Source organism: Hydrogenovibrio thermophilus (assembly GCF_004028275.1).
Lineage (GTDB): Bacteria > Pseudomonadota > Gammaproteobacteria > Thiomicrospirales > Thiomicrospiraceae > Hydrogenovibrio > Hydrogenovibrio thermophilus.
The window spans coordinates 1,039,152-1,063,515 of the sequence record NZ_CP035033.1; the positions used below are offsets into that span (position 1 = coordinate 1,039,152).

The following is a 24,364-nucleotide window of genomic DNA, read 5'->3' on the forward strand; positions in this document are numbered from 1 at the left end:
GTGGCGTGTTTTCATTGTAATTTCTATTCATGAAAATTTGAATTGTTAAATTACGTATCCGTTTTGGTCTCGGTTTTCGTCAATTCCATAATCAAGTCGAAGCGGTAGGCATCGACCAGTTTGCGTAAGCCGCTTGCTAGAGCGATTTGGGCTTCCGGTAAGGTCTGGATAATCTCGGTAATGCTTTGAGCGTCGCCGATAACGGCCGCGCCATAGAGACTGTCCCGTAGCGTTTCCGACAGTTGGGCCATATCTTGTGTCGACAGATTCAACAGCTTGGAACCTTCGTCTTCCAATTCACCGTCTTCGGCGTAGCGGTAATGCAAGGGGAGGTGACGTGCCATGCAATCATAGAGTTCTTCCGGGCGGTAAGGTTTACGCACAAAGTCATCCGAACCGGCTTCCATGACTTCGTCACGCTGGTCCTTGAAAACCGATGCGGTCAAGGCAACGATTTTGACTTGGTCCCCGCCGGGCAGGTGGCGGATTTTACGAGTGGCGGTGAGGCCGTCCATGACCGGCATGCGGCGATCCATCCAGATAAAGTGGGGCTGCCAGGTTTGAAAAAGTTCAATCCCTTTGGCGCCGTTTTCGGCAATTTTGACCTGGAAGCCGATTTGTTTGAGGATTTTTTGAATCAGCAATTGGTTTTCCAGTTGGTCTTCCACCACCAGAATACGCCACTCGGGTTCGCCGTCGGCCAGGCTGATCACGGCCTTTCCGTCCGAGCCGCCATTCGTGATGAGGTCCAGGTCGGTGGTGGCGTGTTTGACCTGAATGCTGAACGAGAAGATGGAACCTTCATCGGGTTTGGACTGTACGTGGATGTCGCCGCCCATCATATTGACGAACTGGCGCGTAATCGCCAAACCAAGCCCGGTACCTTTTTGCGAGGTGGCGTTGGCGAGCTGTTCAAACGGCATGAAGATGCGTTCGATGTCTTTTTGTTCAATGCCGGTGCCACTGTCTTCGACTTCAAACTTGAGCACGAGATTGCAGTCGTCGTCTTCCAGCGTGTCGAGTCGGAGGGTGATGCCGCCCTGGTTGGTGAATTTGATGGCGTTGCTCAGCAAATTGATGAGGATTTGGCGCAGTTTCGGGGCATCGCCGTGGATGATGCGAGGGAATTTCGAGGTTTGATCGACCAGCAGTTGCAAACCTTTTTCGGAGGCACGGATGCGCATCATGTCGGTGATGTTTCGAATCAACTCGCCCAAGTCGAAATCTTCGGCGTCCAGGCGGACATGGCCGGCTTCGATTTTCGACATGTCCAGGACATCATTGACCAGTTGCAACAGGTGCTCACCGGAATGGTTGATGATTTTCAGGTTATCCTTTTCGGTTTCCGGAATGTCGGAGCTTTGGGTCATCAAGGTCGAGAAACCGAGTATGGCGTTCAAGGGGGTGCGCAGTTCGTGACTCATATTGGCGAGGAATGCGCTTTTGGCACGGTTGGAGGCCTCGGCTTTCTCTTTTTCTTCTTCCAACGCTTTGGTACGGTCTTGAACGATGGTTTCCAGATTGTCATTCAGGTCTCGGATTTCTTTTTCGACCTTGACGCGTTGTCGGATATCTTGGCGTAGGTTTTTCTGCGTGCGTTGCAGTTCTTCTTCGTTTTGTTTCAAGGTGCCCAGCATGAGGTTGAATTCGTGTGACAGTTGACCGACTTCTGCGACACCGTTTTCGTCGGCCATAGCGTCTTTATCGCCTTTTCGGATGCGTTTCATGGTGTCGATCAGGCGGTAAAGCGGGTCGGTCAGGCTTTTGGCGGTCAAGAAGGAGACCAATAGGCCAATCAGTAGGGCGCCAAACGTGAAGAGCAAGCTGTTACGAATGGTGGCTGAAATACTTTCCTGGCGCTGGGTTTGGTCGGTGCGCAGTTCCACCCAGCCGATGTAGTGGTTGTTGTGACGAATCGGCCGGGCCAGGTCGATATGATGTTCATTTTGGCTGATGATGGTGGCGCGGTCTGACAGCTGGTGTTTTTGGGCCAGCAGGTGCTTGAGATAATTGACACGGGCTTTGTCGGAGACGTATTGTCCGATACGTTCTTTATCGGTGTGGGCAATGACTTTTCCATCCATATTGATAACGGCGGCGTAGATAAGGTCTTTGTAGATTTCGAAATTGGAAATGACTTCTTCCAGGCCGACGTAGTCGTTGGCCATGACCCAGACCTGGCTATTAACCGCGAGCATGAGGCTACGGTCCTGGGTTTCGGCCATGGCTTCTTTGTGCAGGAAATCGCTGTGGTTATGGATGGTGAAATAGGAAAAGACGCTGATCAGCAAGGTAAGTATGCCGGCGGTGCCTAAGATTAGTTGGTTACGGATGCTTTGATTCCAAAGCTTCTGGATAAGGGTATTCATGGTTGCAACCTGATAGGGCGGACGTCTTTTTCAAATTCGGCCAAAAAGGTTTCGACCGGTTGGTAAGTCGTATTGGTGGCCGGTTCGTAATGACTCAGCTCCATGGACGACAGGATGGTTTGGCCTTCCGGCGTGTCTTGCAAATGAAAGATGATGTCGCCGACCTGTTGAAGGATTTTCTCGGGGACGTTTTCTTTCACCACCAAACCGTTGTTGACCAAGTGCGGCGTTTCCCATTTGACCATGACCTTTTCAGCCACTTCCGGCCGTTCCTTGATAAAGGCTTGCCATGGCGGTGGCCAGGTGGAGGCGGCGTCGGTTTTGCCGAGATAGACGTTCATGATGGACGACTCCTGCGAACCGACATAATGATTGGTGATGTCCTGATTGATGTTCAAGCCGTGTTCATGCAAATACCACTGAGGCATGATGGTCGCGGCCAGAGCGGTAGGGGCTGGATAACTTACCGATTTGCCTTTCAGATCGCTGACCTTTCGAATCGAACTGTCTTTTCGGACCAGAATGATGCCGCGGAAATTCGCATCGTCCGCCATCTTTCCGAACACGCTGTAGCCATGCTTTAAGGATGCGACGGTTTGGTAAGGGTTTGGGAGTGCGAAATCGAAATGGCCGTGAAACAGTTTCTCGTTATAGGCGCGGTAATTTCGGGAGGCCTCCAAACGTAATTGGCCGCCTTCGAGACGCGCATTGATGTAATCGACCATCGGTTGATAGATTTCGAACAGGCGTTTGGGGTTGTGGAGCGGATGAACGCCGAAAATATAGACATTTTCCAGAATCGGGGGCGTGTCGGCATATTGCAACTTCGGCGTTGCGTTCGATGAATCGCTGCATCCGTTTAAAGAGATAAATATGAAGGACAAGAAGACCAAAAAAATCTTTTTACAGCAATGCATGGCGACTCAATAATCCCTCAAGATTTGTATTGATGATTGCAATATAGCATTGAGCCGAGCACGACTCAAGCGAATGCATGCAATATCTGTCATAAAAACGACCAGGCCTGGCCGTTTTGGAGATTCTTAGAATTGTTTGATGGTGGCGGTGACGACGCCCCAAATGAATATATCCGATTCTTCGCGGACTGGAATAGGCGGGTAATGGTCGTTTTCCGGCACCAGCCAGGTGCCGGTGGATTTGATGGAAAGCCGTTTGACGGTCAGCTCGCCGTCCAGTGCGGCGATGACGACTTTACCGTCTTTGGGTTCCAGGCTGCGATCCACCACCAGAATGTCGCCGTCCTGTATGCCGATTTTTTTCATGGAGTCGCCCTGAACCGTGAGCAGAAAGGTACTGCTTTTGTTTTGAATCAGCTTGCTATTGAGGTCGAGTCGGTTTTCGATATAGTCGTCGGCCGGGCTGGGAAAGCCGGCCACGACTTTATGGCTATGCAAGGGGAGCGGAACCTCGTCGCCGATTTCCGGCACATGAATCGTCAGTTTGTCGCCCGCCATGGCTTGTGCGGTTTGTAGCTGGCGCTGTTGCAACTCTTGTTCAGCTTGGTTGGATAGCCAGCTTTTGACGACGGAAACCTTTGATTCCGGCACGCGAATGACTTTGGTGTCTTCACCGAACTTACCGGACCCTTTTTTGCGGCCGGCCCCTTTGCGGGCGCCGCCGCTTTGTTTTTTGGACTCAGAGTGTTTCATATCATTTTGGCTTTTATTGTTTTGATTTTTGTTACAGAAATTATAAGATAGAAAAAGCGATTGGAAAAGTGATTTTTGCAATCTTTGGGGTTTATGTCAGGAGAAAAGCGCGGTATGGCCGTATTTGCATTGGTGGATGGCAACAGTTTTTATGCATCTTGTCAGGTGGCGTTCGAACCGGCTTTGCGGCATCGTCCGGTGGTGGTGTTGTCGAACAATGATGGGTGTATCGTGGCGGCGAATGCACGTGCCAAGGCAGTGGACGAACTGTTGAAACAACAGCGGGGAGATTTCGGGCCGGGCGGTTATCGGGCGGCGCGCCCGGACAGCTTGATGTATCAGCCGTATTTTAAGGTCAAACCCTATCTGGACCGGATTCAGGCGGTGGTGTTCAGTTCGAACTATGAATTGTATGCCGATATGAGCAGCCGGATGCATGCACTTCTCGGTGAGTTTTCCCGTCGCCAGGAAATTTATTCCATTGACGAAAGCTTTTTGGATTTATCGGATGTGGCGCATTGGAACCTGACCGATTACGGGCAGGAAATCAAACGGAAGGTGTTGCAGTGTCTGGGACTGCCGGTGGCGGTTGGCCTCGGTCATTCCCGAACTCAAGCCAAGCTGGCGAATCACTTGGCGAAAAAACATGAGGCTTACCAAGGGGTGTTGGATTTGACCGCCTTGACGCCCCTGAGCGTGGATTTGTTGTTGAAACAAGTGACGGTGGATAAGGTCTGGGGCGTGGGAAAACGCTTGTCGGCGAAGTTGGTCGATCAGGGCATCTTAACGGCGTACGATTTGAAAAGCTGTGATTTGAAATGGATTCGTCGTTGTTACTCGGTGACGGTGGAGCGCATTGTCCGTGAGTTACGCGGGGAGTCGTGTTTGGGCGTGAACAGTCATGAAAGCTCGGAGCGGCAGATTATTTCGTCGCGGTCTTTTGGTCGTTCGGTGACGGAGTGGGAACCGATGGCACAAGCGGTGTCGGCGTACGTTTCCCGAGCCGGGGAAAAGTTGCGCCAGCAAGGTAAGGTTTGCCAATTTGTCACGGTCAGCATTCGTTCGAGCCCTTATACCAAACGAGGAGAACCTTACCAAGCCTCGCAAACGGTGCCGTTGATTTACCCGTCTGATAATACGGTGTTACTGGTAAAACAGGCCAAACGGGCTTTGCAGAGTATTTGGCGTTCGGGAGTGTTTTATCAGAAAGCCAGTGTGGTGTTATCGGGTGTCACAGGCAAAGGCGCTGTGCAAATGGACTGTTTTGCACCGGATCCGAAATATTCCGCCAATGCGCGTTCGGATCGTTTGATGTCGGTGGTGGACGGTTTGAACCAGACAATGGGAAAAGGCACGATTCAATTGGCTTCCGAAGGGATGAAAAATCACCAGGCCTGGCGAATGCGCCGTAACTTGATGTCGGGACGTTATACGACGCGTTGGGACGAGTTGCGGGTGGTTTCTTAGCGTGTTTCGGTTCGGTGGACGGAAAAACATCAGAAAATATCATCGTGCGGTTAAAAAAATTAATGGCTTTTTCAGGCAAGAGACTGGGCAAAGTCGTGGCGTTTTCATTATGATAGTGAGTTAAATGATTGATATTCTGTTGGGGTCGTCACAGAGCATAAGAATAAACGGCCAAGTTGGACAAACAAATGGAAGAACTTTTTATTGGCCGACAACCGATTTTTGATCGGCGTAAACAAGTCTATGGGTACGAGTTGTTGTTCCGTGACGGTTATCACCCGAACGAAGCGCATTTTGAATCCGATGACGATGCCACTGCGACGGTGGTGCATAATTCGATGATGGGGTTTACCCTGGACGAACTGGTCGGTGGCGCCAAGGCCTTCATCAATTTCCCGGAAGCGTTTTTCGACCCTCGAATTGATCCGTGTTTTTCATCGCATCGCATTGTCTGTGAAGTTCTGGAGACGGTTCCCGTCAATGAAACCACTTTGGCCGGTATCAAAAAATTACGGCAGAAAGGCTTTCAAATCGCACTGGACGACTTTGTGTTCAAAAAGGAGTTCATTCCATTCATTCGTTTGGCCGATATCATTAAAATCGACATCGAAGGCGTCAAGCCGGAAAAGATTCCTCTGTTGATAGAACGCATTCGCAAGGTCGCCAATACCAAAATCCTGGCCGAGCGGGTCGAAACCCAAGCGATTTATGAAGTGTGCCGCGATGCGGGTTGTGATTATTTTCAGGGGTATTATTTTGCCAAGCCGGAAATTGTCACCAGCGCGAAACTGTCGGTGTCGAAACTGCATTTGTTGATGCTGTTGCGCAAGTTGGCGCAGGAAAATATCAGCTTAGAGGACTTGGAAGAGGTGGTGTCGCAAGATGTCGGTTTGATGCACAAGTTGATTAAACTGGCGGCGCAGAATCGTACGGTGGGTATGCCGGAGTTTGAAACGCTTCGGCAGGTGATGACGCTTTTCGGATTGCGCCGTGTACAATCCTGGGCAAGCATGATTTCGATGAATTTGCTGGACGATGTGGTGCCTGAAGTCTTCAATATCGCCCGTACCCGAGCGATTTTCATGCGCTTGTGTGCCGAGCACGAAAAACTGGAAAATCCGGATTCCTATTACCTGGCCGGGATGTTCTCATTATTGGATGTGATTTTGAAAAAACCGTTGCTGGAATTGTTGGAGGCTTTATCTTTGAACCGGAAAATCGTCAATGGCATTCTCCGGGAGGAGGGTGAGCACGGACGTATGTTGCAGATGGTGAAGTCGTTTGAGCAGTCGCGTTCCGAATCCCTCGATCAAGTGTATCGCCACCTCTATGTTCGTGCCTTAAAAGAAAGCCATAACGCCGAAGCCTTGCTATGAAAGCACGATTGAAGCCCTTGTTACAGAAAGCCGATTCTCGGATCACCTTCATTATTCCGACCTATTTTATTCTCGTCGTGGTTTTTGCAGTGATGGCTGCCGTCGGTCAAGAATGGGTACTGGCTCTGTGGTTGTCGTCTTTTGCGGCTATGATTTTATTGTTCGGATTTCATATCTTCCAAAACGGATTGACCTGGATCGGAAAGGGTATGATGCTGGTCACCAATGCCTTGTTTATCGGGTTTCTCGTGGTGCATGGCGGGCATGGGCATTCGGGGTATTTCTGGGTTTTTCCATTGCTGGTGGCGACCATCCAGGTGATGGGGGCAACACTCGGCGTTTTATTTGCGGTCTTGCTTCTGGGGATGGTTTGGCAGCTGGATGCGTTCGGCTGGACGGATACCGCTTTGTCGAGCCGTTTCTATTTTGCCGCGCTGGGCCTGGTGTTGATTACCGGAGTGCATGAGTTTACGTTGGAACGCCATCGAAAAGAGTTGTCACGTCAGGTGAAGGATAAACAGCGCGAAAGCTGTCTCGACCCTTTAACCCGGGTGGGTAACCGGCGTTTGATTGATGAAGAATTGGCCATGATTTATACACGAGAGTCTGTGGGCACATCCATCGGCCTTTTGATGGTGGATTTGGATAATTTCAAACAAATCAACGATGCTTTCGGCCATCATGCAGGCGATGAAGTGTTGAAGACAATCGCCAGTCATTTATCGGAAAGTGTGCGGCCGTCCGATGCGGTCGCGCGCTGGGGCGGCGACGAATTCGTAGTCCTGTTGCATCCTATTCGTCAAGATGAGCTGGAGGCGGTCGCCAAGCGTATTCAACAATCGATCGTTCAGGATGAACGTTTGACCAGTTTTGATTTGAGCGTCAGCATGGGCGGCGCCTTGACATCGTCGGATTACCGCGCTTTATTGAAAGTGGCCGATGAAAACCTGATTGAAATGAAAAATCACACCAAAAACGATTACAAAATCACACGCGTCTAAGCATTTCCTTATATCTGTATTATTTATAGGGTTATCTGTCATATTTATTTCCGAAAGATGTCATTTTCCAGAAATGGCCTAGTCATATTTGCTCTCTAAAATTTGAGCCACCTACTTGGTGGTTCAATAACAATTTATGCTTAGGAGCAATAAACATGAAATTTAAGACTTTGACCCTGGCGATTGCAACGGTAATCGCTTCCTCGGCTGTCCTGACCGGATGTGGTGGTGACGGTTCCGATGGTACTGACGGAACAGCCGGCACGGATGCCAATGCTTCCGCTGTTAAGTTTGCTTCCATCGCCCCGGCGGTGACCGAAGACGAACAAAATTCTATCCGTGCAACCGGCAGTGTCAATGTGGCTGGCGAAGAGCAAACGGTCAGCTATCAAACTTTGATTAAAACGGGCGACGTCAACAATGGTGAGACTTACGGGGTGGTCAAAGATTACCAGGATAACGTGATTCAAGAATTGGACGGTTCCGCTTATTTGTGTAACGGTACGGATACTGGGAAAGGTTCCGGGCTGGATCATTTCTCGTTCTTGCAGAAAAACGGTAAAGTTTACATGGTTTCCCAGTTCGAATGTGGACCGGGTGCGATGTATATGAATGAATTGGAGCAGGCATCCGACGGGAAATTGACGGTTAAAGCCGATAGCTTGCAATTCATCAGTCAGAAAGACGACTTCGGTGGCTGGGTACACTGTGCCGGTATGACCACGCCATGGAATTCACATCTAGGGTCGGAAGAGTATCCGGCGGATGCAAACCCTGCCGCTTCTTACCCTTATACGGCAAACAGCTACTATTCAGAAGTGACGGATAAGTTCTGGGGCGGGAATGCCGCCATGAATAACCCTTATTATTATGGTTGGACGCCGGAAGTGACGATTGGTACTGATGGTACGCCTAACTATACCAAACATTACAGCATGGGGCGCTTTGCGCACGAGCTGGCTTACGTGATGCCGGATAAGAAAACGGTTTATTTGTCGGATGACGGTACCAATGTCGGGCTGTTCATGTTTGTGGCCGATACGGCGGAAGATTTAAGTGCCGGTACTTTGTATGCCGCTAAATGGGTACAAACCTCGAGCGACGGTTCGAGCATGGGGCAGGCTGTTATCAAGTGGATTGATATGGGCCACGCGACGGATGCGGATATCAAAACAATCGTTGCAGCCAAGCCGGCTTTCTCAGATATTTTCGCCACCGAAGCGCCACAAGCAGATGGTTCCTGCGCAACTTCTGGATTTGTCAACGTCAATACCGAAGCTGGCAACGAATGTTTGCAATTGCAGGACGTCAATGGCGATACGGCTGTGGATGCCGCGGATGAAGCCATTGCCGCACGTTTGGAAACACGCCGTATGGCGGCTTATAAAGGTGCGACCACCGAGTTCCGTAAAGAAGAGGGTATTACCTTCAATCAGCGTGACAACAAGTTGTATATCGCCATGTCCGAAGTCGCTTACGGTATGGAAAGCAACGAGAAGAAAGGCGTCACTAATACCACGTATGACTTGGGTGGAAACAACGACATTCGCGTTGAATATAACCCTTGTGGTGCGGTTTATGCACTGGATGTCGCCACTAACTCAACCATTGGTTCCGATTATGTGGCCTACAGCATGAAAGGCTTGGTGAGTGGTACACCAGTGGATTACTCCGGAACGGCTTTGGAAGGAAACACCTGTGATGTGGACGGAATCGCTAGCCCGGATAACGTTACCTTCTTGCAAGGTTCCGATATTCTGGTGATTGGGGAAGACACCAGCGCGCACCCGAACGATATGGTTTGGGCGTATAACATCAAAGACGGTTCCATGGAGCGTATCTTCACCGGTCCTTACGGTTCTGAAACCACATCGCCTTTCTGGCATAAAGACATCAACGGTTTCGGTTACCTGACGGTGACGACGCAGCACCCATTCGGTGAAGTCAGCGGTTCTTATACGCGACCAGCCGGTGTTGAAACCAAGTCGGAAGCCGGTTACATCGGGCCGTTCGATTTCTCGGACGTCAAATAATCCGATTATCTCACTTGGCCGATCCTCGGCCAATCTCAACAAGCCTCGCCCTTCCGGCGGGGCTTTTGTGTTTCAGTGTAAAGAGTCAAAATTATGATTGTTTCTTATTTTTTTAAAGTGGGGCTTTGGGCCTCTTTGGGTGTATCGGTCGCTGGTCTGACGGCCTGCTCTGGAACCAGTGGTTCCAAAACTCAAGACGTTGAAATCATCACGCTGGACGGCCCACAAACCGTCCAGCAGGTGACCGCCATGTTTGATGACGATTGGCTGTTGAACACGAAAGTGCATCACCGAGCCAGTAGCTACATCCCGTCCCAGTGTTACACCCGTACGGAAGGGCAAAACGGCAAGGTGCATAACCCATGCTTTACGTGTCATTCCACGCCAAAAGCACCGACCTATATCGACGACACCAGCTTTCAGATGGCCTATGAATTTCGTGATACGTCTCGAAAAAACCCTTGGATTAACTTGTTCAAGGATCGAACCGAAGCGGTGGCAAATATTTCCGATGACACCATTATGGAATACGTTCGTCAATCGAATTACTTTGATGAAGACGGGCGAATCATTCTGGCCGAAACCCTGAAAGACGTTCCTAAAAATTGGGATTTTAACGGTGACGGTGAATGGAACGGCTATCGTCCGGATTGTTATTTCAACTTCGACTCCGAGGGATTTGATCGAACGCCGAGCGGAGAGGATTCGGGCTGGCGTTCATTCGGTTACACCCCGTTTCTCGGGACTTTCTGGCCCACCAACGGCAGTACCGATGATGTGATTATGCGTCTGGCACCGGCTTTCCGAAAAGACGAAAACGGCGCTTGGGACCGAGATGTGTATCGTTTGAATTTGGCGATTGTCGAGGCCTTGATTAAACGCCGCAATGTTTCGATTCCACCGACCGACGAAACCCTATATCAGGTGGATTTGAACAAGGACGGTGAACTGGGGCAGGCCACTGAAGTGGTTTACGACTGGGCGCCTTTGGAAGGGCGGTACATGTCTTATGTCGGTCAAGCCAAACAACAATTGGCGCAGAAGAAGGTGCACTTGGCTGGTGGTTTGTATCCGGAAGGCACTGAGTTCATTCACAGCGTTCGCTACATCGATTTCGATGAAAACGGTGATATTCGAATGTCGCCGCGTTTCAAGGAATTGCGTTACGGTATTAAAACCAACTGGAACACCTATACGCAATTGCGGAACGTCGCGATGGAAGAGCTGAAAGAGGCGCATGATTTTCCGGACCGGTTGCGATATGTTCAAGGCTCGCCGGAAGGCGGCATGCTTAGCGGTGTCGGCTGGACATATCAAGGGTTCATCGAGGACCAGAACGGCGACTTGCGACCACAGAGTTATGAAGAGTCGTTGAACTGTATCGGCTGTCATGCCGGGATCAGTCAGACCACCGACACCAGTTTTGCCTTTCCGCGTAAACTGGACGCCGATGCCTTTCAAGGCGGTTGGTACCATTGGACGCAAAAAGGTCTGTCGGGCATTCCGGAACCGAAATGGTCGGACGGCACCTATGAATATACCCAGTATTTGCTGGAAAACGGTTCCGGAAACGAGTTCCGCAATAACCCGGAAGTCATCGCCAAATTCTTCGATGAAAAGGGCGAGGTGAAGCCCGAGGCGTTGGAGCGACTGCATGGCGACATCGGTTATCTGTTGTTACCGTCTCCGGAACGGGCAAAGGCTTTGAACAAGGCCTATAAGGTGATTGTGGATGAGCAAAGCTATATTTATGGTCGCACGCCACACATCAAATCCTTGAAAGACACTGTCTGGCTGGAACCGCCTGCGGATGAACCGACCGGTGTGAAGGAAGCGGTATTGATTCCGTAAAACCAAACTGATTCAATCAACACCATAAAAAAACCGGGCCATGCCCGGTTTTTTTATGGAAAGCCCAATTGTTCAGGCGCGGGTTTGCTGCGCCGTTTGTTGAGCTAAACTGAGCATTTCTTCCGCGTGTTTCAGCGTTTGCTCGGTGATTTTCATGCCGCCGAGCATCCGCGCCAATTCCTCAATCCGCGCGTCGTCATCCAGTTGGGTGACTTGGGTTTTAGTTTGGTCGTTTTCGGTATGTTTGCGGATAATGAGTTGCTGGTCGCCGTATGCCGCCACTTGTGCCAAGTGAGTGATGGAAAAAACCTGACGATGACGCCCCAGTTGTTGCATTTTTTGACCGACCACCTCGGCGATGCCGCCGCCGATGCCGACATCGACCTCATCGAAAATCATCGACGGCAAACTGGCGACTTCGGCGCTGGCCACTTGAATCGCCAAGCTAATGCGGGAAAGCTCTCCGCCGGAAGCGACTTTTGCCAAGGGTTGCAGTGGCTGACCTTTATTGGCGGTGACCTGGAAGTGCACCTGATCCAATCCGAGTTTGCTGGCTTTGTCGGTGGTGTTGACATCGATTTGGAACAAGCCGTTTTCCATGCCCAATGTGTGCATGGACGCGGTGACATTCTCGCTCAGGCGTTTGGCGGCCTGGGTGCGTGATGTATGCAGCTTTGAGGCCTGTTGGGTGAATGCCGACCAGGCCTGGTCGATTTCCTGTTTCAAGGTGTCGAGCGAGGCGCCGGAGTCGCTCAGTTCGGCCAGCGCATCACGAATTTCCTGATGTTTGGTGATCAGTTGCTCCGGGTCGAGTTGGTATTTTTTCGCCAGCCCAAACAGTTCGGACAGGCGTTCATCGACTGCTTGCAAGCGTTCCGGGTCCAGTTCGACGTGATGGTTTTGCGCTTGAATGTCGTCGGCCACGGCCTGACAGTCGATTTGAATGGAGTTGAGTTGCGCCAGCGCTTCGGCCAGTTGCGGTGAAAACTCGCTGACGTTTTCCAACTCGGAAATGGCTTGCGACAGTTTATGGGTCAAACCGTCGTCGCCTTCAATCGCTTCATAGGCGTTGTACACCGATTGTTTGATTTCGCTGGCATGCGACAAGGTGTTTTGTTCATCCGATAAGGTTTCGAATTCATCGGCTTGCGGCTGCACCTTATCGAATTCCGACAATTGAAATTCCAATAATTCCAGTTTGCTCTGGCGGTCCGCTTGCGAGGCGTGCAGTTCTTCGTAGCGTCGGTTCAATATTTGCCAGGCCTGGTAGGATTCGGCCGTTTCCGCCAGCTGGTCGTCGTGCTTGGCGTAAGCGTCCAGAAGCGCCAGTTGCTTGCTGGTGTGCATCAGGGTCTGGTGTTCGTGTTGACCGTGAATGTCAATCAGCAGGGCACTCAGGCTTTTCAGTTGGCTAACGGAAGCGGGCAGTCCGTTGATGTAAGCTTTGGAGCGCCCTTCGGATGAGAGCGTACGGCGTAGCAGACAGCTGTTGTCTTCATCCAGTTCGTTTTCGGTTAACCAGTTTTGGACGTCCGGTAAATGGGTAATGTCAAAATCGGCGGTGATGTCCGCTTTGGGTGTGCCATGGCGAACCAGCGCGCTGTCGGCGCGTTCGCCCAACGCCAGCCCGAGGGCATCCAGCAAAATCGATTTACCGGCGCCGGTTTCACCCGTCAAGGTGGTGAAACCGGATTCGAAATTCAGGTGCAGTTTTTCAATCAAGGCCAGGTTTTGAATGGTCAGTTCTTGTAGCATGTCGCTCCTAAGTTGCTCGGTGCCTGTGACGGCGCATTTACAGCTTTTGTCCCCAGTTGAGTTTGGCTCTTAGCAGTTCGTAATGATCATGGTTTTTCGGGTGGACCATTTTAATGAAATTGGGGTGACGCGTCACGATGGTTTCGTAGTGTGCCATAAATTGAAAGGAACGCTGGCCGTCGCAAATGATGGACGCCACGCTGCAGCAGTTGGCGTGCGGTCGAATCAGAACTTCGCTGTCGCCGGACACCACCACCGGGCGGTTACTCATGGTGTGCGGGTTGATGGAGACCAGTGAAATCACATTCAAGCCGGCGTCGACAATCGGGCCGCCGGCGGATAGTGAATAGGCGGTGGAGCCGGTTGGCGTGGAGACGATCAGGCCATCCGAGCGTTGGCTGTTCAGAAAACGGTTGTCGACGAAGGTTTCGAATTCGATCATGCGCGGCGAATCGTTTTTGTGCAGCACCACATCGTTAAAGGCCACTTCTTCAAACAGGGTTTCGCCGTCTTTTTTGATGACAACTTTTAACAGTGTGCGTTCTTCGCATTGGTAATCATCGGCCAGCACTTCGTCCAGGGTGTCAAGCATGGTGTCGGGTGACACGTCGGTTAAAAAGCCCAAACGCCCGAGGTTGATGCCGAGAATCGGAATGTTGTAATTGACGATGGAACGCGCCACGTCGAGAAAGGTGCCATCGCCGCCGACGACAATCGCGAAATCGATGGTTTCCAGCAGTTCGGAACGTTCCTGGCGTTCAATGCCGTAACGGTCAATGGGAAAATCCGAGCAGGAGCGTTGATCCAGCAACACGCGCTTGTCTTTTTCCTGAAAGTACAGAATCAGCTTATCAATCACTTCCCAGGACTGAATGCCGTTGTATTTGGCGAAAATTCCGATTTTACTGAACATGCGTTATATCCTTCGTCGAGCGGGTTGACAGTCGTTGGTCGTCATCCGCCTCTTGAAAATTTCCGTTTTATACCCATAATGCTTTTGAGTCCAATTTATGAGCTAGAATATTAAGCATCATTTTACGTTAAGCAAGTACTATTTTTGCCTAACATCCGTTAAAGAATGACGAGTGTCGCTGCGCTGTATGAACTTGAATGAACGATCACAACTGCTTTTCAAACACTTAATGGTATTATACCTGAATGAGGGACGGCCCGTCGGGTCATCCGTGCTGGCGAAAATGCCGGACGTTTCGGTCAGTTCCGCCACCATTCGTAATGTCATGGCAGACCTGGAAAGGATGGGGCTGATTCATTCGCCGCACACCTCCGCGGGACGCGTACCCACCGAGCACGGCTTTAGGGTGTTTGTGGATTCGATCCTGACGGTGCAGCCGTTGAATGCCTCGTCGATGAAGCAAATCGAACAAGGCTTCGATAAAGCGCAAACTCAGGAGGAGTTGCTGGGTTCCGCCTCGCAGATTTTGTCCGGCTTGACGGGCATGGCGAGTTTGGTGATGCTGCCGAACCAAGAACAGGAAGTCTTGCGCCATATCGACTTTGTGCGTTTGAACGACAAGCGCGCTTTGGTGGTGCTGGTGCTGAACGACTTGGATGTTCAAAACCGGGTCATCGAATTTGACGAGCCGGTGTCGGCCTCGCATTTGGAACAGGCGGGCAACTACCTGAACGCGCATTTCGCCGGCCGTCACCTGTATGAAGTCAAACAACTGCTGGTGCAGCGCATGGACGAGTTGCGCAAAACCATGGACCAGCTGATGGTGTCGATTGTCGAAGCCACTGATGAAGTCATTGACGACAAAATGAAGCAGGGCATGCCGTATTTTATTTCCGGTCAGACCAATTTGTTGAATTACGACGAACTGGCCGATGCCGAAAAGCTGCGCGCCTTGTTTCAATCCTTCGAAGAGCATTCCGATATGCTCAATCTGCTCAATAAAAGCATGCAGGCCAAGGGCGTTCAAGTTTTTATCGGCCAGGAATGCGGCAATGAAAGTTATCAGAACTGCAGCGTCATCACTACGCCTTACGAGCGTGACGGCGAAGTGATGGGCGTGCTGGGTGTGGTCGGGCCGAGTCGAATGCCGTACGATAAAATCGTGCCGCGTGTCGATATGACCGCACGGATTCTCAGCTCCCTACTCAATAAGTGATCAACACGGAATCATCCAAAACGACCAGGCCTGGTCGTTTTCGGGATTGCGCGGAACGACACCGTCCTGAATCGTCTTCGCAAAATTTAATGCAAAAAATTCATTTTGGGCGCTTGAAACCCTGAAAAGCGTCCTTATAAACCCCCTGATTTTACAGTTATCAACTTCTGGAGATTTTTATGTCTGAAAACAAGGCAGAACTGAACGAAGAACACATTCCAACGGCGGAAGACGGTGTTTCCGAAGAAACCCACCAAGCCGAAGACGCCGTCGAACATGACCTGGAAGCGATGTTGGACGAGGCCAAAAAAGAAGCCGATGCGCAAAAAGAGTTGGCGCTGCGCACCCTGGCCGATATGGAAAACTTAAAACGTCGTACCCGTTTGGACGTGGAAAACGCGCATAAATTTGCGTTGGAAAAATTCGTTGGCGAATTGCTGCCGGTATTGGATTCCATGGAAATGGGCTTGGACGCGGCATCGAAAGATGATGCCTCCGCGGACAGCATCCGTGAAGGCTTGGATATGACATTCAAGCAATTCCTGGACGTGATGCAGAAGTTCAATGTGGAGCGTGTGGACCCGGCGGGCGAGAAGTTTGACCCGCAATTGCACGAAGCCATGACCATGGTGCCGTCGCCGGATCACGAATCGCAATCGGTGATTGAAGTCTTCCAGAAAGGCTATGTTCTGAACGAGCGTCTGGTCCGTCCGGCGCGTGTTGTGGTGGCGCAATAAGCGGTAAACGGCCAAGGGCGAAAAAATACGAAAAAACTTTCGATGCCGCCCTTGAATAATCTCAGGCGCCCCCTATATAAAAGCTAACACAAAAAACTTTACGTATTAATTTGAAAGGCTTTGCCTCGCGAAGCCATGAAATTTGGAGATAAACGAATGGGAAAAATTATCGGGATTGACCTCGGGACAACGAACTCATGTGTCGCGGTAATGGAAGGGAAAGAAACCAAAGTCATTCCTAACGCGGAAGGGGCTCGTACCACACCTTCCATCGTGGCTTACGCAAACGACGGTGAAGTCTTGGTCGGGGATTCGGCCAAGCGTCAAGCGGTGACCAACCCTGAAAACACTTTGTTCGCCATCAAGCGTCTGATTGGCCGTCGTGCCGACGATGCCGTGGTGCAAAAAGACAAGGATATGGTGCCTTATAAAATCATTCCTGCCGATAATGGCGATGCATGGGTGGAAGTCGGTGACAAGAAATTGTCTCCGCAAGAAGTGTCTGCGCGTACGTTGATGAAAATGAAGAAAACGGCTGAAGATTATCTGGGCCATGAAGTGACCGAGGCGGTTATTACGGTACCGGCTTACTTCAACGACTCGCAACGTCAAGCCACCAAAGATGCCGGTAAAATCGCGGGTCTGGAAGTGAAGCGTATCATCAACGAACCGACGGCTGCGGCCTTGGCTTACGGTATGGACAAAGTCAAAGCGGACAGCAAAATCGCGGTTTACGACTTGGGTGGCGGGACCTTCGATATCTCCATCATCGAAGTGGCCGATCTGGACGGTGAAAAACAAGTCGAAGTACTGTCGACCAACGGGGACACGTTCCTGGGTGGGGAAGACTTCGATAACGTCATCGTGGATTACATCGCCGAAGAGTTCAAGAAAGACCAGAACGTGGACTTGAAACTGGATAAGTTGGCACTGCAACGTGTGCGTGAAGCTGCGGAAAAGGCCAAAATCGAGTTGTCTTCCCGTGAACAGACCGACATCAACCTGCCGTATGTGACGGCGGATGCCACCGGTCCGAAACACTTGAACATGAAAATCACACGTGCCAAGTTCGAATCCTTGATCGAAGGTTTGGTTGAGCGTTCCATCGAGCCATGTCGCATCGCATTGAAAGACGCCGGTTTGTCGGCTTCTGAAATCGACGACGTGATTTTGGTCGGTGGTTCCACACGTGTACCGATGGTGCAAGCGAAAGTAAAAGAGTTCTTCGGTAAAGAACCACGTAAAGACGTGAATCCGGATGAAGCGGTTGCCATGGGGGCGGCCATTCAAGGTGGTGTTCTTTCCGGTGACGTGAACGACGTACTGTTGCTTGACGTGACTCCGCTTTCCTTGGGGATTGAAACCATGGGCGGCGTGATGACCAAACTGATCGAGAAAAATACGACGATTCCGACGCGTAAGTCGCAAACCTTCTCGACGGCGGAAGACAATCAGGCGGCCGTTACCATTCATGTCCTGCAAGGTGAGCGTGAAGTGGCTTCCGGTAACAAATCGCTGGGTCAGTTCAATCTGGACGAAATCCCACCGGCGCCACGTGGTACGCCGCAAATCGAAGTGACGTTCGACATTGATGCCAACGGTATCCTGAACGTTTCGGCGAAAGACAAGGCGACCAACAAAGAGCAGCACATCACCATTCAAGCGTCTTCCGGTCTGTCCGAAGACGAAATCGAAGCGATGGTGAAGGATGCCGAAGCGCACGCCGCGGAAGACGCCAAGCTGAAAGAGTTGGTGGAAGCACGTAACCAGGCCGATGCCATGATCCACGGTACGAAGAAACTGTTGGAAGAACAAGGCGAAGGCGTGGATGCGGCCGAGAAAGAAGCGATCGAGAAAGCGATTGCCGACTTGGAAGAAGCTGTGAAAGGCGACGACAAAGCGGCCATCGATGAAAAATCGCAAGCATTGGCGGCAGCGAGTCAGAAACTGGCCGAAAAAGCCTATGCTCAGCAACCGGGCGCCGATGCCGGTGCGCAGGAGCAAGGTTCCGCCAATAATGCCGATGACGACATCGTCGATGCCGAGTTTGAAGAAGTCAACGACGACAAAAAATAATTCGGTTAGGTTCGATAACAGGGCCTAATTGAATACCAAAATCGGTATAATGCGGGCCATTCTCAAGAATGGCCCGTTTTTTTATGCCTCACTGCGCAATGGACTTTGCGGTTCAATTACCATTCAAAAAGATAGGATAACCCCGACCGTTTCTGGAAAATCGCCAGGCCTGGTCATTTTCGGTTTTATCGTATGGTTTTGAATATTAATTGACCGATTTAACAAGATATCTGAATCATTATGAGCAAAAGAGATTACTACGAAATTCTGGAAGTATCGGCCACGGCGTCGGACGGCGAAATCAAAAAAGCCTACCGAAAACTGGCGATGCGTTATCACCCGGACCGTAACCCGGACAACAAAGACGCCGAAGATAAGTTCAAGGAAGCGTCCGAAGCGTATGAAATCCTGTCCGACCCGCAAAAACGCCAGGCCTATGATCAGTTCGGTCATGCCGGCGTAGACGGTAGTGCGGGCCAAGGCGGCTTCGGAGGCGGCGGTTTTGCGGACTTCGGCGATATCTTCGGCGATATCTTCGGAGGTGGTTTTGGTGGCCGTCGCGGCCCGCAGCCGGGGAACGACCTGCAATACGAATTGGAAATCTCACTGGAAGACGCGGTGTCCGGCACCACCGTCGATATCCGTATTCCAACCAAAGAGTTGTGTGAAGCCTGTGACGGCTCCGGTGCCGAACCGGGTTCGGATGTGCAAACCTGTCCGACCTGTCAGGGCGCGGGCCAGGTTCGTGTTCAGCAAGGTTTCTTTGCGGTATCGCGTACCTGTCCGAACTGTCACGGTACCGGTAAAATCGTCAAAACGCCGTGTAAGGCGTGTCGCGGCGAAGGCTATAAGCACAGCCACAAGACCTTGTCGGTCAAGATTCCGGCCGGAGTCGATAATGGCGACCGCATTCGCCTGCAAGGCGAGGGCGAAGCCGGTGAGCCGGGCGCGCCGCATGGCGATTTGTATGTGCGCATTCGCGTCAAAGAACACAAAATTTTCCAACGTGACGGCAATACACTCTATTGTGATATGCCGTTGTCGTTTGCTACAGCCGCTTTGGGGGGCACCATGGATGTGCCGACTTTGAGCGGTAAAGCCAACTTGAAGATTCCGGCGGGCACGCAATCCGGTCAACGTTTCAAGCTGTCCGGAAAAGGTGTGAAATCGGTGCGTTCACATCATATCGGCGATATGGTGGTGCAGGTGCACATTGAAACGCCGGTCAAATTGACCGAGGAGCAGAAAGAATTGCTGCGTGCGTTTGACGAAAGCCTGCAAGGTAAGCATCATAAACAGCACAGTCCGAAAACGCACAGTTTCTTCGATTCGGTGAAAGCCTTCTTCACCGGTGATGATGAAAACGAGAAAAAAGACAAAGACGGACCTTGGAATTAAAAAGGAATAGCATGATGAGAGTTGCGGTAATCGGCGCTTCCGGGCGTATGGGAAAAAACTTGATTGATGCGGTCAACCAGGCCGAAGGCTTGACTTTGTCGGCGGCCATCGAGCGTCCCGGGTCGTCGTTGGTCGGTGCAGATGCCGGTGAACTGGCCGGTGTTGGCACGTTGGGTGTCAAGGTGGTGGATCAAATCGAACTGGCGGTGGACGACTTCGATGTGCTGATTGATTTCACCACGCCTGAGACGACCATGCACAACATCAAAGTTTGTTTGGCGCATGATAAGAAAATGGTCATCGGCACCACCGGGTTCGATGAAGCCAGCCTGAAAACCTTGCGAGAAGCGGCCGAGCGCATCGCCATCGTGTTTGCCGCCAATTTCAGCGTCGGCGTCAACCTGGTGTTAAAGCTGCTCAAACAAGCGGCGGAAGTGCTGAACGACGGTTACGATATTGAAGTGATTGAAGGCCACCACCGCCATAAGGTGGATGCGCCTTCCGGTACCGCTTTGCGAATGGGTGAAGTGGTGGCCGATACCTTGGGACGTGATTTGAAAGAATGTGCGGTTTACGGGCGTGAAGGCATTACCGGCGCGCGTGACCCCAACACCATCGGCTTTGCGACCGTCCGAGCCGGCGACATTGTCGGTGATCATACGGTGCTGTTTGCAACGGAAGGTGAACGGGTGGAAATCACCCATAAGGCGTCCAGTCGCATGACTTTTGCCAAAGGCGCGGCGCGTTCGTGCTTGTGGTTGCAGGATAAGGTAACCGGGTTGTTCGATATGCAGGATGTTCTGAATCTGCGTTAATCTCTCGGTGGTTCGACGGTTTGAAAACGCCCGTTTTTACGGGCGTTTTGTGTTTTAGAAGTGTGAAAACACTTTTGAAATCAAATGGTTTTGACAAGATGTCAGACTTGTTTCCTTTTATCGGTGTTGGCTTAGGACTATACTGGTTCGAAGGGCCTGGCTGGATGATATTCAGCCGCCCGTTAAACAAGGAGGTGTCCCATGTTGGTTTCTCTTCAAAATCGACCGTTGTTGTTAACGGCTCGAAATGTTTTATTCTTCCTGTCTTTGTTCTTTGTGTTCGGATTGTTTTCCTCTTTCTCGTTGGCGGCGTCATCCGGTGCGTCGTCGAACATTATCACCGTGCAGCATCAGAAAGACATCAAGGTCGTGTACGACATCAATCAGGATCAGCAACAGGCCGGTATTGGCAAAGGGCTGTATTACGTTCGCGGGTTGTTGGAGGCTTATGAAAAACAGGGCATTCCGGAAAGTCAGTTGCACATCAGCGTGGTGGTGCACGGGGCGGCCGGCTATTGGCTGTTGAAAGACGAGCCTTATCAAATGTTCACCAACGACCCTTTCAGCGTTAACCGCAATGCGAAGGTGGTACAGGAATTGATTGACCACGGCGTGAGCGTGGAATTGTGTCACGTGACGATGAAAGGACACGGCTGGACGGCCGAAGATGTGCTTCCGGGAGTGAAAATCGTGTTTGATGCGTACACTCGCATGATTGATTTGCAACAATCGGGTTACGCCTACATCAAATTCACGTAATCAAACATCAGGTTTCATTATCCGAAACGACCAGGCCTGGTCGTTTTTTGATCCGCTTTCGGAGCACTGTTAAAAAAAGCACGTATTTACGTGCTTTTTTTATGGCAATCAAGCCGTTAAGGGCTTTGTAAACGGCCAAGGAAAGGGTAGAATTTTCGACTGTTGCCGAAAAGTGCTGAATCATTTTTGTTGCACTTTTCGTTCTTGCCATCTTGCTAGAATGGCGAAGACTCTGAAAAACCATACAAAAAAAGAAATAATTATGAGAGAGAACCTACCCGTTACTCAAGAAGAATACCCTATCCCTAAGGGACTGACCCTCGTTTCCCGCACCGATCTGAACGGTACCATCGTCGAATGCAACGACAGCTTTGAAATCATCAGCGGTTTCAAACGGTCCGAACTGATTGGGCAGCCGCATAACCTGGTTCGCCATCCGGATGTGCCGCCGGCGGTGTTCAAAGATATGTGGCAAACCTTGAAATCCGGTATGCCCTGGACGCAAATCGTCAAAAACCGTCGTAAGGACGGCAGTTATTACTGGGTGCGTGCCAATGTGACGCCGGTCTATGATATGAACGGTCAAAATACCGGTTATCTGTCGGTGCGCGAAGCCGTGCCGGAATCGGAAAAACAGGCGGCTGAAAAAGCTTATCAAGCGCTTCATAAAGGGCAGGCTCGAATCGAGCAAGGCAATGTGCATACCGGCATCAACTGGCAGAAGTGGAATCTCTGGACCAAACTCGGCCCACGCAGTGAAATGGTGGTGTTGGCGCTGTTATTGGGCGTGGCGCCGCTGATTCTCACCCACACCTTTTTGGAGGTGACACCGACGATGATCGGGGTGGTGTCGGTGTTGATGTTGTTGGTCGCTTGGCTGATGGGCTCTTATTTGCAAACCAGCATCCGGCAAGCCGTTTCGTTGCTGCGCAAAGTGGCGGGCGGTGAGCAGGTTCTGGATGTGAAGGTGAAACCGAATTACACCGGTAAACTCTACGGCGCCATTCAATCCAGTGCGCTGGCAATGGGCGCTTATCGTTCCAATCTGGAAACCGAAAGTGATCGCTCACGCCGCCTGCAAATGGCGGTGGATCAGGCCTGGGTGAATATGATGATGTTGGATGCCGACGGTAAAATCGTGTATCTCAACCAACAGTTGAAAGACTTTTTTGCCAGCCGAGAAGCAACCTTGGCGAATGTGATCAGTGGTTTCAACGCCGCCAAGCTGATTGACCAACCGATGGATCTGTTCAATGTAGACGGCGCCGGTTTTGTTCTGAATCAGGCCGACACCCAGTACCGTGAAATTGAAATGGCGGGAATGTTGTTCTGCCTGAAACTGGTGGCGGTACATAACCGGGCCGGTGTTCACGTCGGAACCGTGGTGGAGTGGGAAGACAAAACACTTACCGCGCAACTGTTGCAAGAAGTTAAAAAGATTCACGACGGCATTCTGATTGGGGACTTGGGGTATCGCGTCGACCTGGAGAAAGCCGACAAGGAGCTGCGTCCGGTGGCCGAAGCTTTGAACATGACGCTGGATTCCATTGTTCGCTCCATCGATATGTCGACGGAAGTGGCCATTGCCATGTCGGTGGGTGACTTCCAACAATCCATCGAACAGCCGTGTCCAGGCTATTTCGGTGTGGTGAAAGAAGCCTTGACGGTGAGCATGGAAAACATTTCCGATATCCTGTCCGGTGTTCAGGAAGTATCGGAATTGATTGATACCGACAGTAAGGAAGTGCGCCGCGCCAGTACCGAACTGAGCTCCAGTTCACAAAGCCAAGCGGCGTCGATTGAAGAAACCTCCGCGTCGATGGAAGAAATGACCAGCGCGGTGCAAAGCAGTTCCGACAATGCGCAGGATGCCGCGTCTCAGACCCATGATGCAGCCGCCAAAGCGGCACAGGGCGTGAAAGTCATGCAGGATGCGATTCAGTCGATGGAAGCCATCAGTCATGCCAGCCAACGCATTGGTGATATCATTACCTTGATTGATTCGATTGCCTTCCAGACGAATTTGCTGGCGTTGAACGCGGCGGTGGAAGCGGCTCGCGCCGGTGAACATGGCCGCGGTTTCGCGGTGGTGGCGGGTGAAGTACGTAACCTAGCCGGAAAGTCGTCCGATGCGGCCAAGGAAATTCGCGGCTTGATTGAGGACACCTTGGAAAAAGTCGAACAAGGTTCGGCGTATGTGAACGATTCCGGTGATTCCTTAAACGAAATTCACCAGTCAATTCAGAAAGTTCAATCGATTATCGATGACATTTCCAAGTCGAGCCGGGAGCAGACACAGGGGATTTCGCAGGTCAATATCGCCATCAGCGACATCGATTCTCAGGTTCAGAAAAACGCCATCATGGCGGAAAGTACCAGTCAGACCGCCAAGCAACTGGAAAGCCTGACCCATGCGATGACGCAAAATGCCCAGACGTTTAAAATTCAACCGAAGTCACACAAAACCGCGTTGGATGCGGATGCCAATTTTGTGCGCATCCGTATGGCGCACCGTCAATGGCGCGCCAAGGCACGGGCTTACATTCACGGGTTTGATGTGGGCGTGGATCCGCAAAAAGCCGTTGACCCGAGAGCCTGTGAGCTGGGACAATGGATTTACGGCGCTGGCCAACAGTATGCGTCTTTCCCGAGTTTCCAGCAGTTGGAAAAATCGCATCAGGCCATGCACGCCCATATCGGTAAAATCATTCAGTTGAAAGAAATCGGCGACAACATCAGTGCCGAAACCAACCTCGACGAGCTGGAGCGATTGAGCCGTGAAGTGGTGGATGCCATCAACGAAATGGAAACCCATCTGGCCGAGGTCAGCGGGTCTCGCAGTGTTCAGGCCAATCATTTGCCGGATTCCGTCTCATGATGTAAAGGGGTTGACTACCTTTCGAAATATTACAAAATCCGCCAGTCCTG

Annotated in this window: 17 protein-coding genes; 12 read left to right on the top strand and 5 right to left on the bottom strand. The window is 51.2% G+C overall.

The window, feature by feature from the left end; all coding sequences use genetic code 11:
- Positions 1-50: 50 nt before the first annotated feature.
- The 3 genes from EPV75_RS04820 to EPV75_RS04830 all read right to left on the bottom strand — a co-directional run bounded on the left by EPV75_RS04820 (position 51) and on the right by EPV75_RS04830 (position 4,039).
- The gene (locus EPV75_RS04820) at positions 51-2,369 is read right to left on the bottom strand and encodes an ATP-binding protein (RefSeq protein ID WP_128384643.1); all 2,319 of its coding nucleotides are present in this window, start codon (positions 2,367-2,369) and stop codon (positions 51-53) included.
- Positions 2,366-3,193: a phosphate/phosphite/phosphonate ABC transporter substrate-binding protein gene (locus EPV75_RS04825; protein ID WP_225972400.1), complete on the bottom strand. Its 828-nt coding sequence runs from the start codon at positions 3,191-3,193 to the stop codon at positions 2,366-2,368. Before EPV75_RS04825 ends, EPV75_RS04820 begins: the two co-directional genes overlap by 4 nt.
- A gap of 219 nt (positions 3,194-3,412) precedes the next feature.
- On the bottom strand, positions 3,413-4,039 hold the full coding sequence (locus EPV75_RS04830; protein WP_128384645.1) for a LexA family protein: 627 nt from the start codon (positions 4,037-4,039) through the stop codon (positions 3,413-3,415).
- 114 nt (positions 4,040-4,153) lie between these two features.
- Here EPV75_RS04830 and EPV75_RS04835 point away from each other — a divergent pair, with 114 nt between their 5' ends.
- The 5 genes from EPV75_RS04835 (at position 4,154) to EPV75_RS04855 (ending at position 11,767) form a co-directional block, all read left to right on the top strand.
- Positions 4,154-5,506, top strand: coding sequence for a Y-family DNA polymerase (locus tag EPV75_RS04835; protein WP_128384646.1), 1,353 nt, complete (start codon positions 4,154-4,156; stop codon positions 5,504-5,506).
- A 188-nt stretch (positions 5,507-5,694) separates the two neighbouring features.
- On the top strand, positions 5,695-6,882 hold the full coding sequence (locus EPV75_RS04840) for an EAL and HDOD domain-containing protein (protein WP_127119928.1): 1,188 nt from the start codon (positions 5,695-5,697) through the stop codon (positions 6,880-6,882).
- On the top strand, positions 6,879-7,883 hold the full coding sequence (locus EPV75_RS04845; protein WP_128384647.1) for a GGDEF domain-containing protein: 1,005 nt from the start codon (positions 6,879-6,881) through the stop codon (positions 7,881-7,883). Before EPV75_RS04840 ends, EPV75_RS04845 begins: the two co-directional genes overlap by 4 nt.
- Positions 7,884-8,038: 155 nt before the next feature.
- Positions 8,039-9,916, top strand: a complete 1,878-nt coding sequence (locus tag EPV75_RS04850) for a PhoX family protein (protein ID WP_128384648.1) — start codon at positions 8,039-8,041, stop codon at positions 9,914-9,916.
- Positions 9,917-10,009: 93 nt separating this feature from the next.
- Positions 10,010-11,767, top strand: coding sequence for a hypothetical protein (locus EPV75_RS04855; RefSeq protein WP_128384649.1), 1,758 nt, complete (start codon positions 10,010-10,012; stop codon positions 11,765-11,767).
- Positions 11,768-11,839: 72 nt separating this feature from the next.
- Here EPV75_RS04855 and recN read toward each other — a convergent pair whose 3' ends face one another.
- Together recN and EPV75_RS04865 are read right to left on the bottom strand one after the other, a co-directional pair.
- On the bottom strand, positions 11,840-13,522 hold the full coding sequence (gene recN / locus EPV75_RS04860; RefSeq protein ID WP_128384650.1) for a DNA repair protein RecN: 1,683 nt from the start codon (positions 13,520-13,522) through the stop codon (positions 11,840-11,842).
- Between the two features lie 37 nt (positions 13,523-13,559).
- Positions 13,560-14,435 (bottom strand): NAD(+) kinase, encoded by an 876-nt coding sequence (locus EPV75_RS04865; protein WP_128384651.1) that lies wholly within the window; start codon positions 14,433-14,435, stop codon positions 13,560-13,562.
- Between the two features lie 187 nt (positions 14,436-14,622).
- Between EPV75_RS04865 and hrcA the strand changes: the two genes are divergently transcribed.
- From hrcA to EPV75_RS04900, 7 genes are all read left to right on the top strand, one after another.
- Positions 14,623-15,651 carry a heat-inducible transcriptional repressor HrcA gene (gene hrcA, locus EPV75_RS04870; protein ID WP_128385630.1) on the top strand — a complete coding sequence of 343 codons (1,029 nt, stop codon included), beginning with the start codon at positions 14,623-14,625 and terminating at the stop codon, positions 15,649-15,651.
- Positions 15,652-15,830: 179 nt separating this feature from the next.
- Complete coding sequence (gene grpE / locus EPV75_RS04875; RefSeq protein ID WP_029937707.1) at positions 15,831-16,388, top strand: nucleotide exchange factor GrpE; 558 nt, start codon at positions 15,831-15,833, stop codon at positions 16,386-16,388.
- 156 nt (positions 16,389-16,544) lie between these two features.
- Positions 16,545-18,464 (top strand): molecular chaperone DnaK, encoded by a 1,920-nt coding sequence (gene dnaK, locus EPV75_RS04880; RefSeq protein WP_127119922.1) that lies wholly within the window; start codon positions 16,545-16,547, stop codon positions 18,462-18,464.
- A 240-nt stretch (positions 18,465-18,704) separates the two neighbouring features.
- The gene (gene dnaJ / locus EPV75_RS04885; protein WP_029937709.1) at positions 18,705-19,862 is read left to right on the top strand and encodes a molecular chaperone DnaJ; all 1,158 of its coding nucleotides are present in this window, start codon (positions 18,705-18,707) and stop codon (positions 19,860-19,862) included.
- A 14-nt stretch (positions 19,863-19,876) separates the two neighbouring features.
- Positions 19,877-20,677, top strand: a complete 801-nt coding sequence (gene dapB, locus EPV75_RS04890) for a 4-hydroxy-tetrahydrodipicolinate reductase (RefSeq protein WP_128385631.1) — start codon at positions 19,877-19,879, stop codon at positions 20,675-20,677.
- A 201-nt stretch (positions 20,678-20,878) separates the two neighbouring features.
- Positions 20,879-21,436, top strand: coding sequence for a DsrE family protein (locus EPV75_RS04895; protein WP_128384652.1), 558 nt, complete (start codon positions 20,879-20,881; stop codon positions 21,434-21,436).
- Between the two features lie 262 nt (positions 21,437-21,698).
- A complete protein-coding gene (locus EPV75_RS04900) occupies positions 21,699-24,314 on the top strand; it encodes a methyl-accepting chemotaxis protein (RefSeq protein ID WP_192894038.1) in 2,616 nt (871 codons plus the stop codon).
- The last annotated feature ends 50 nt before the right edge of the window (positions 24,315-24,364 follow it).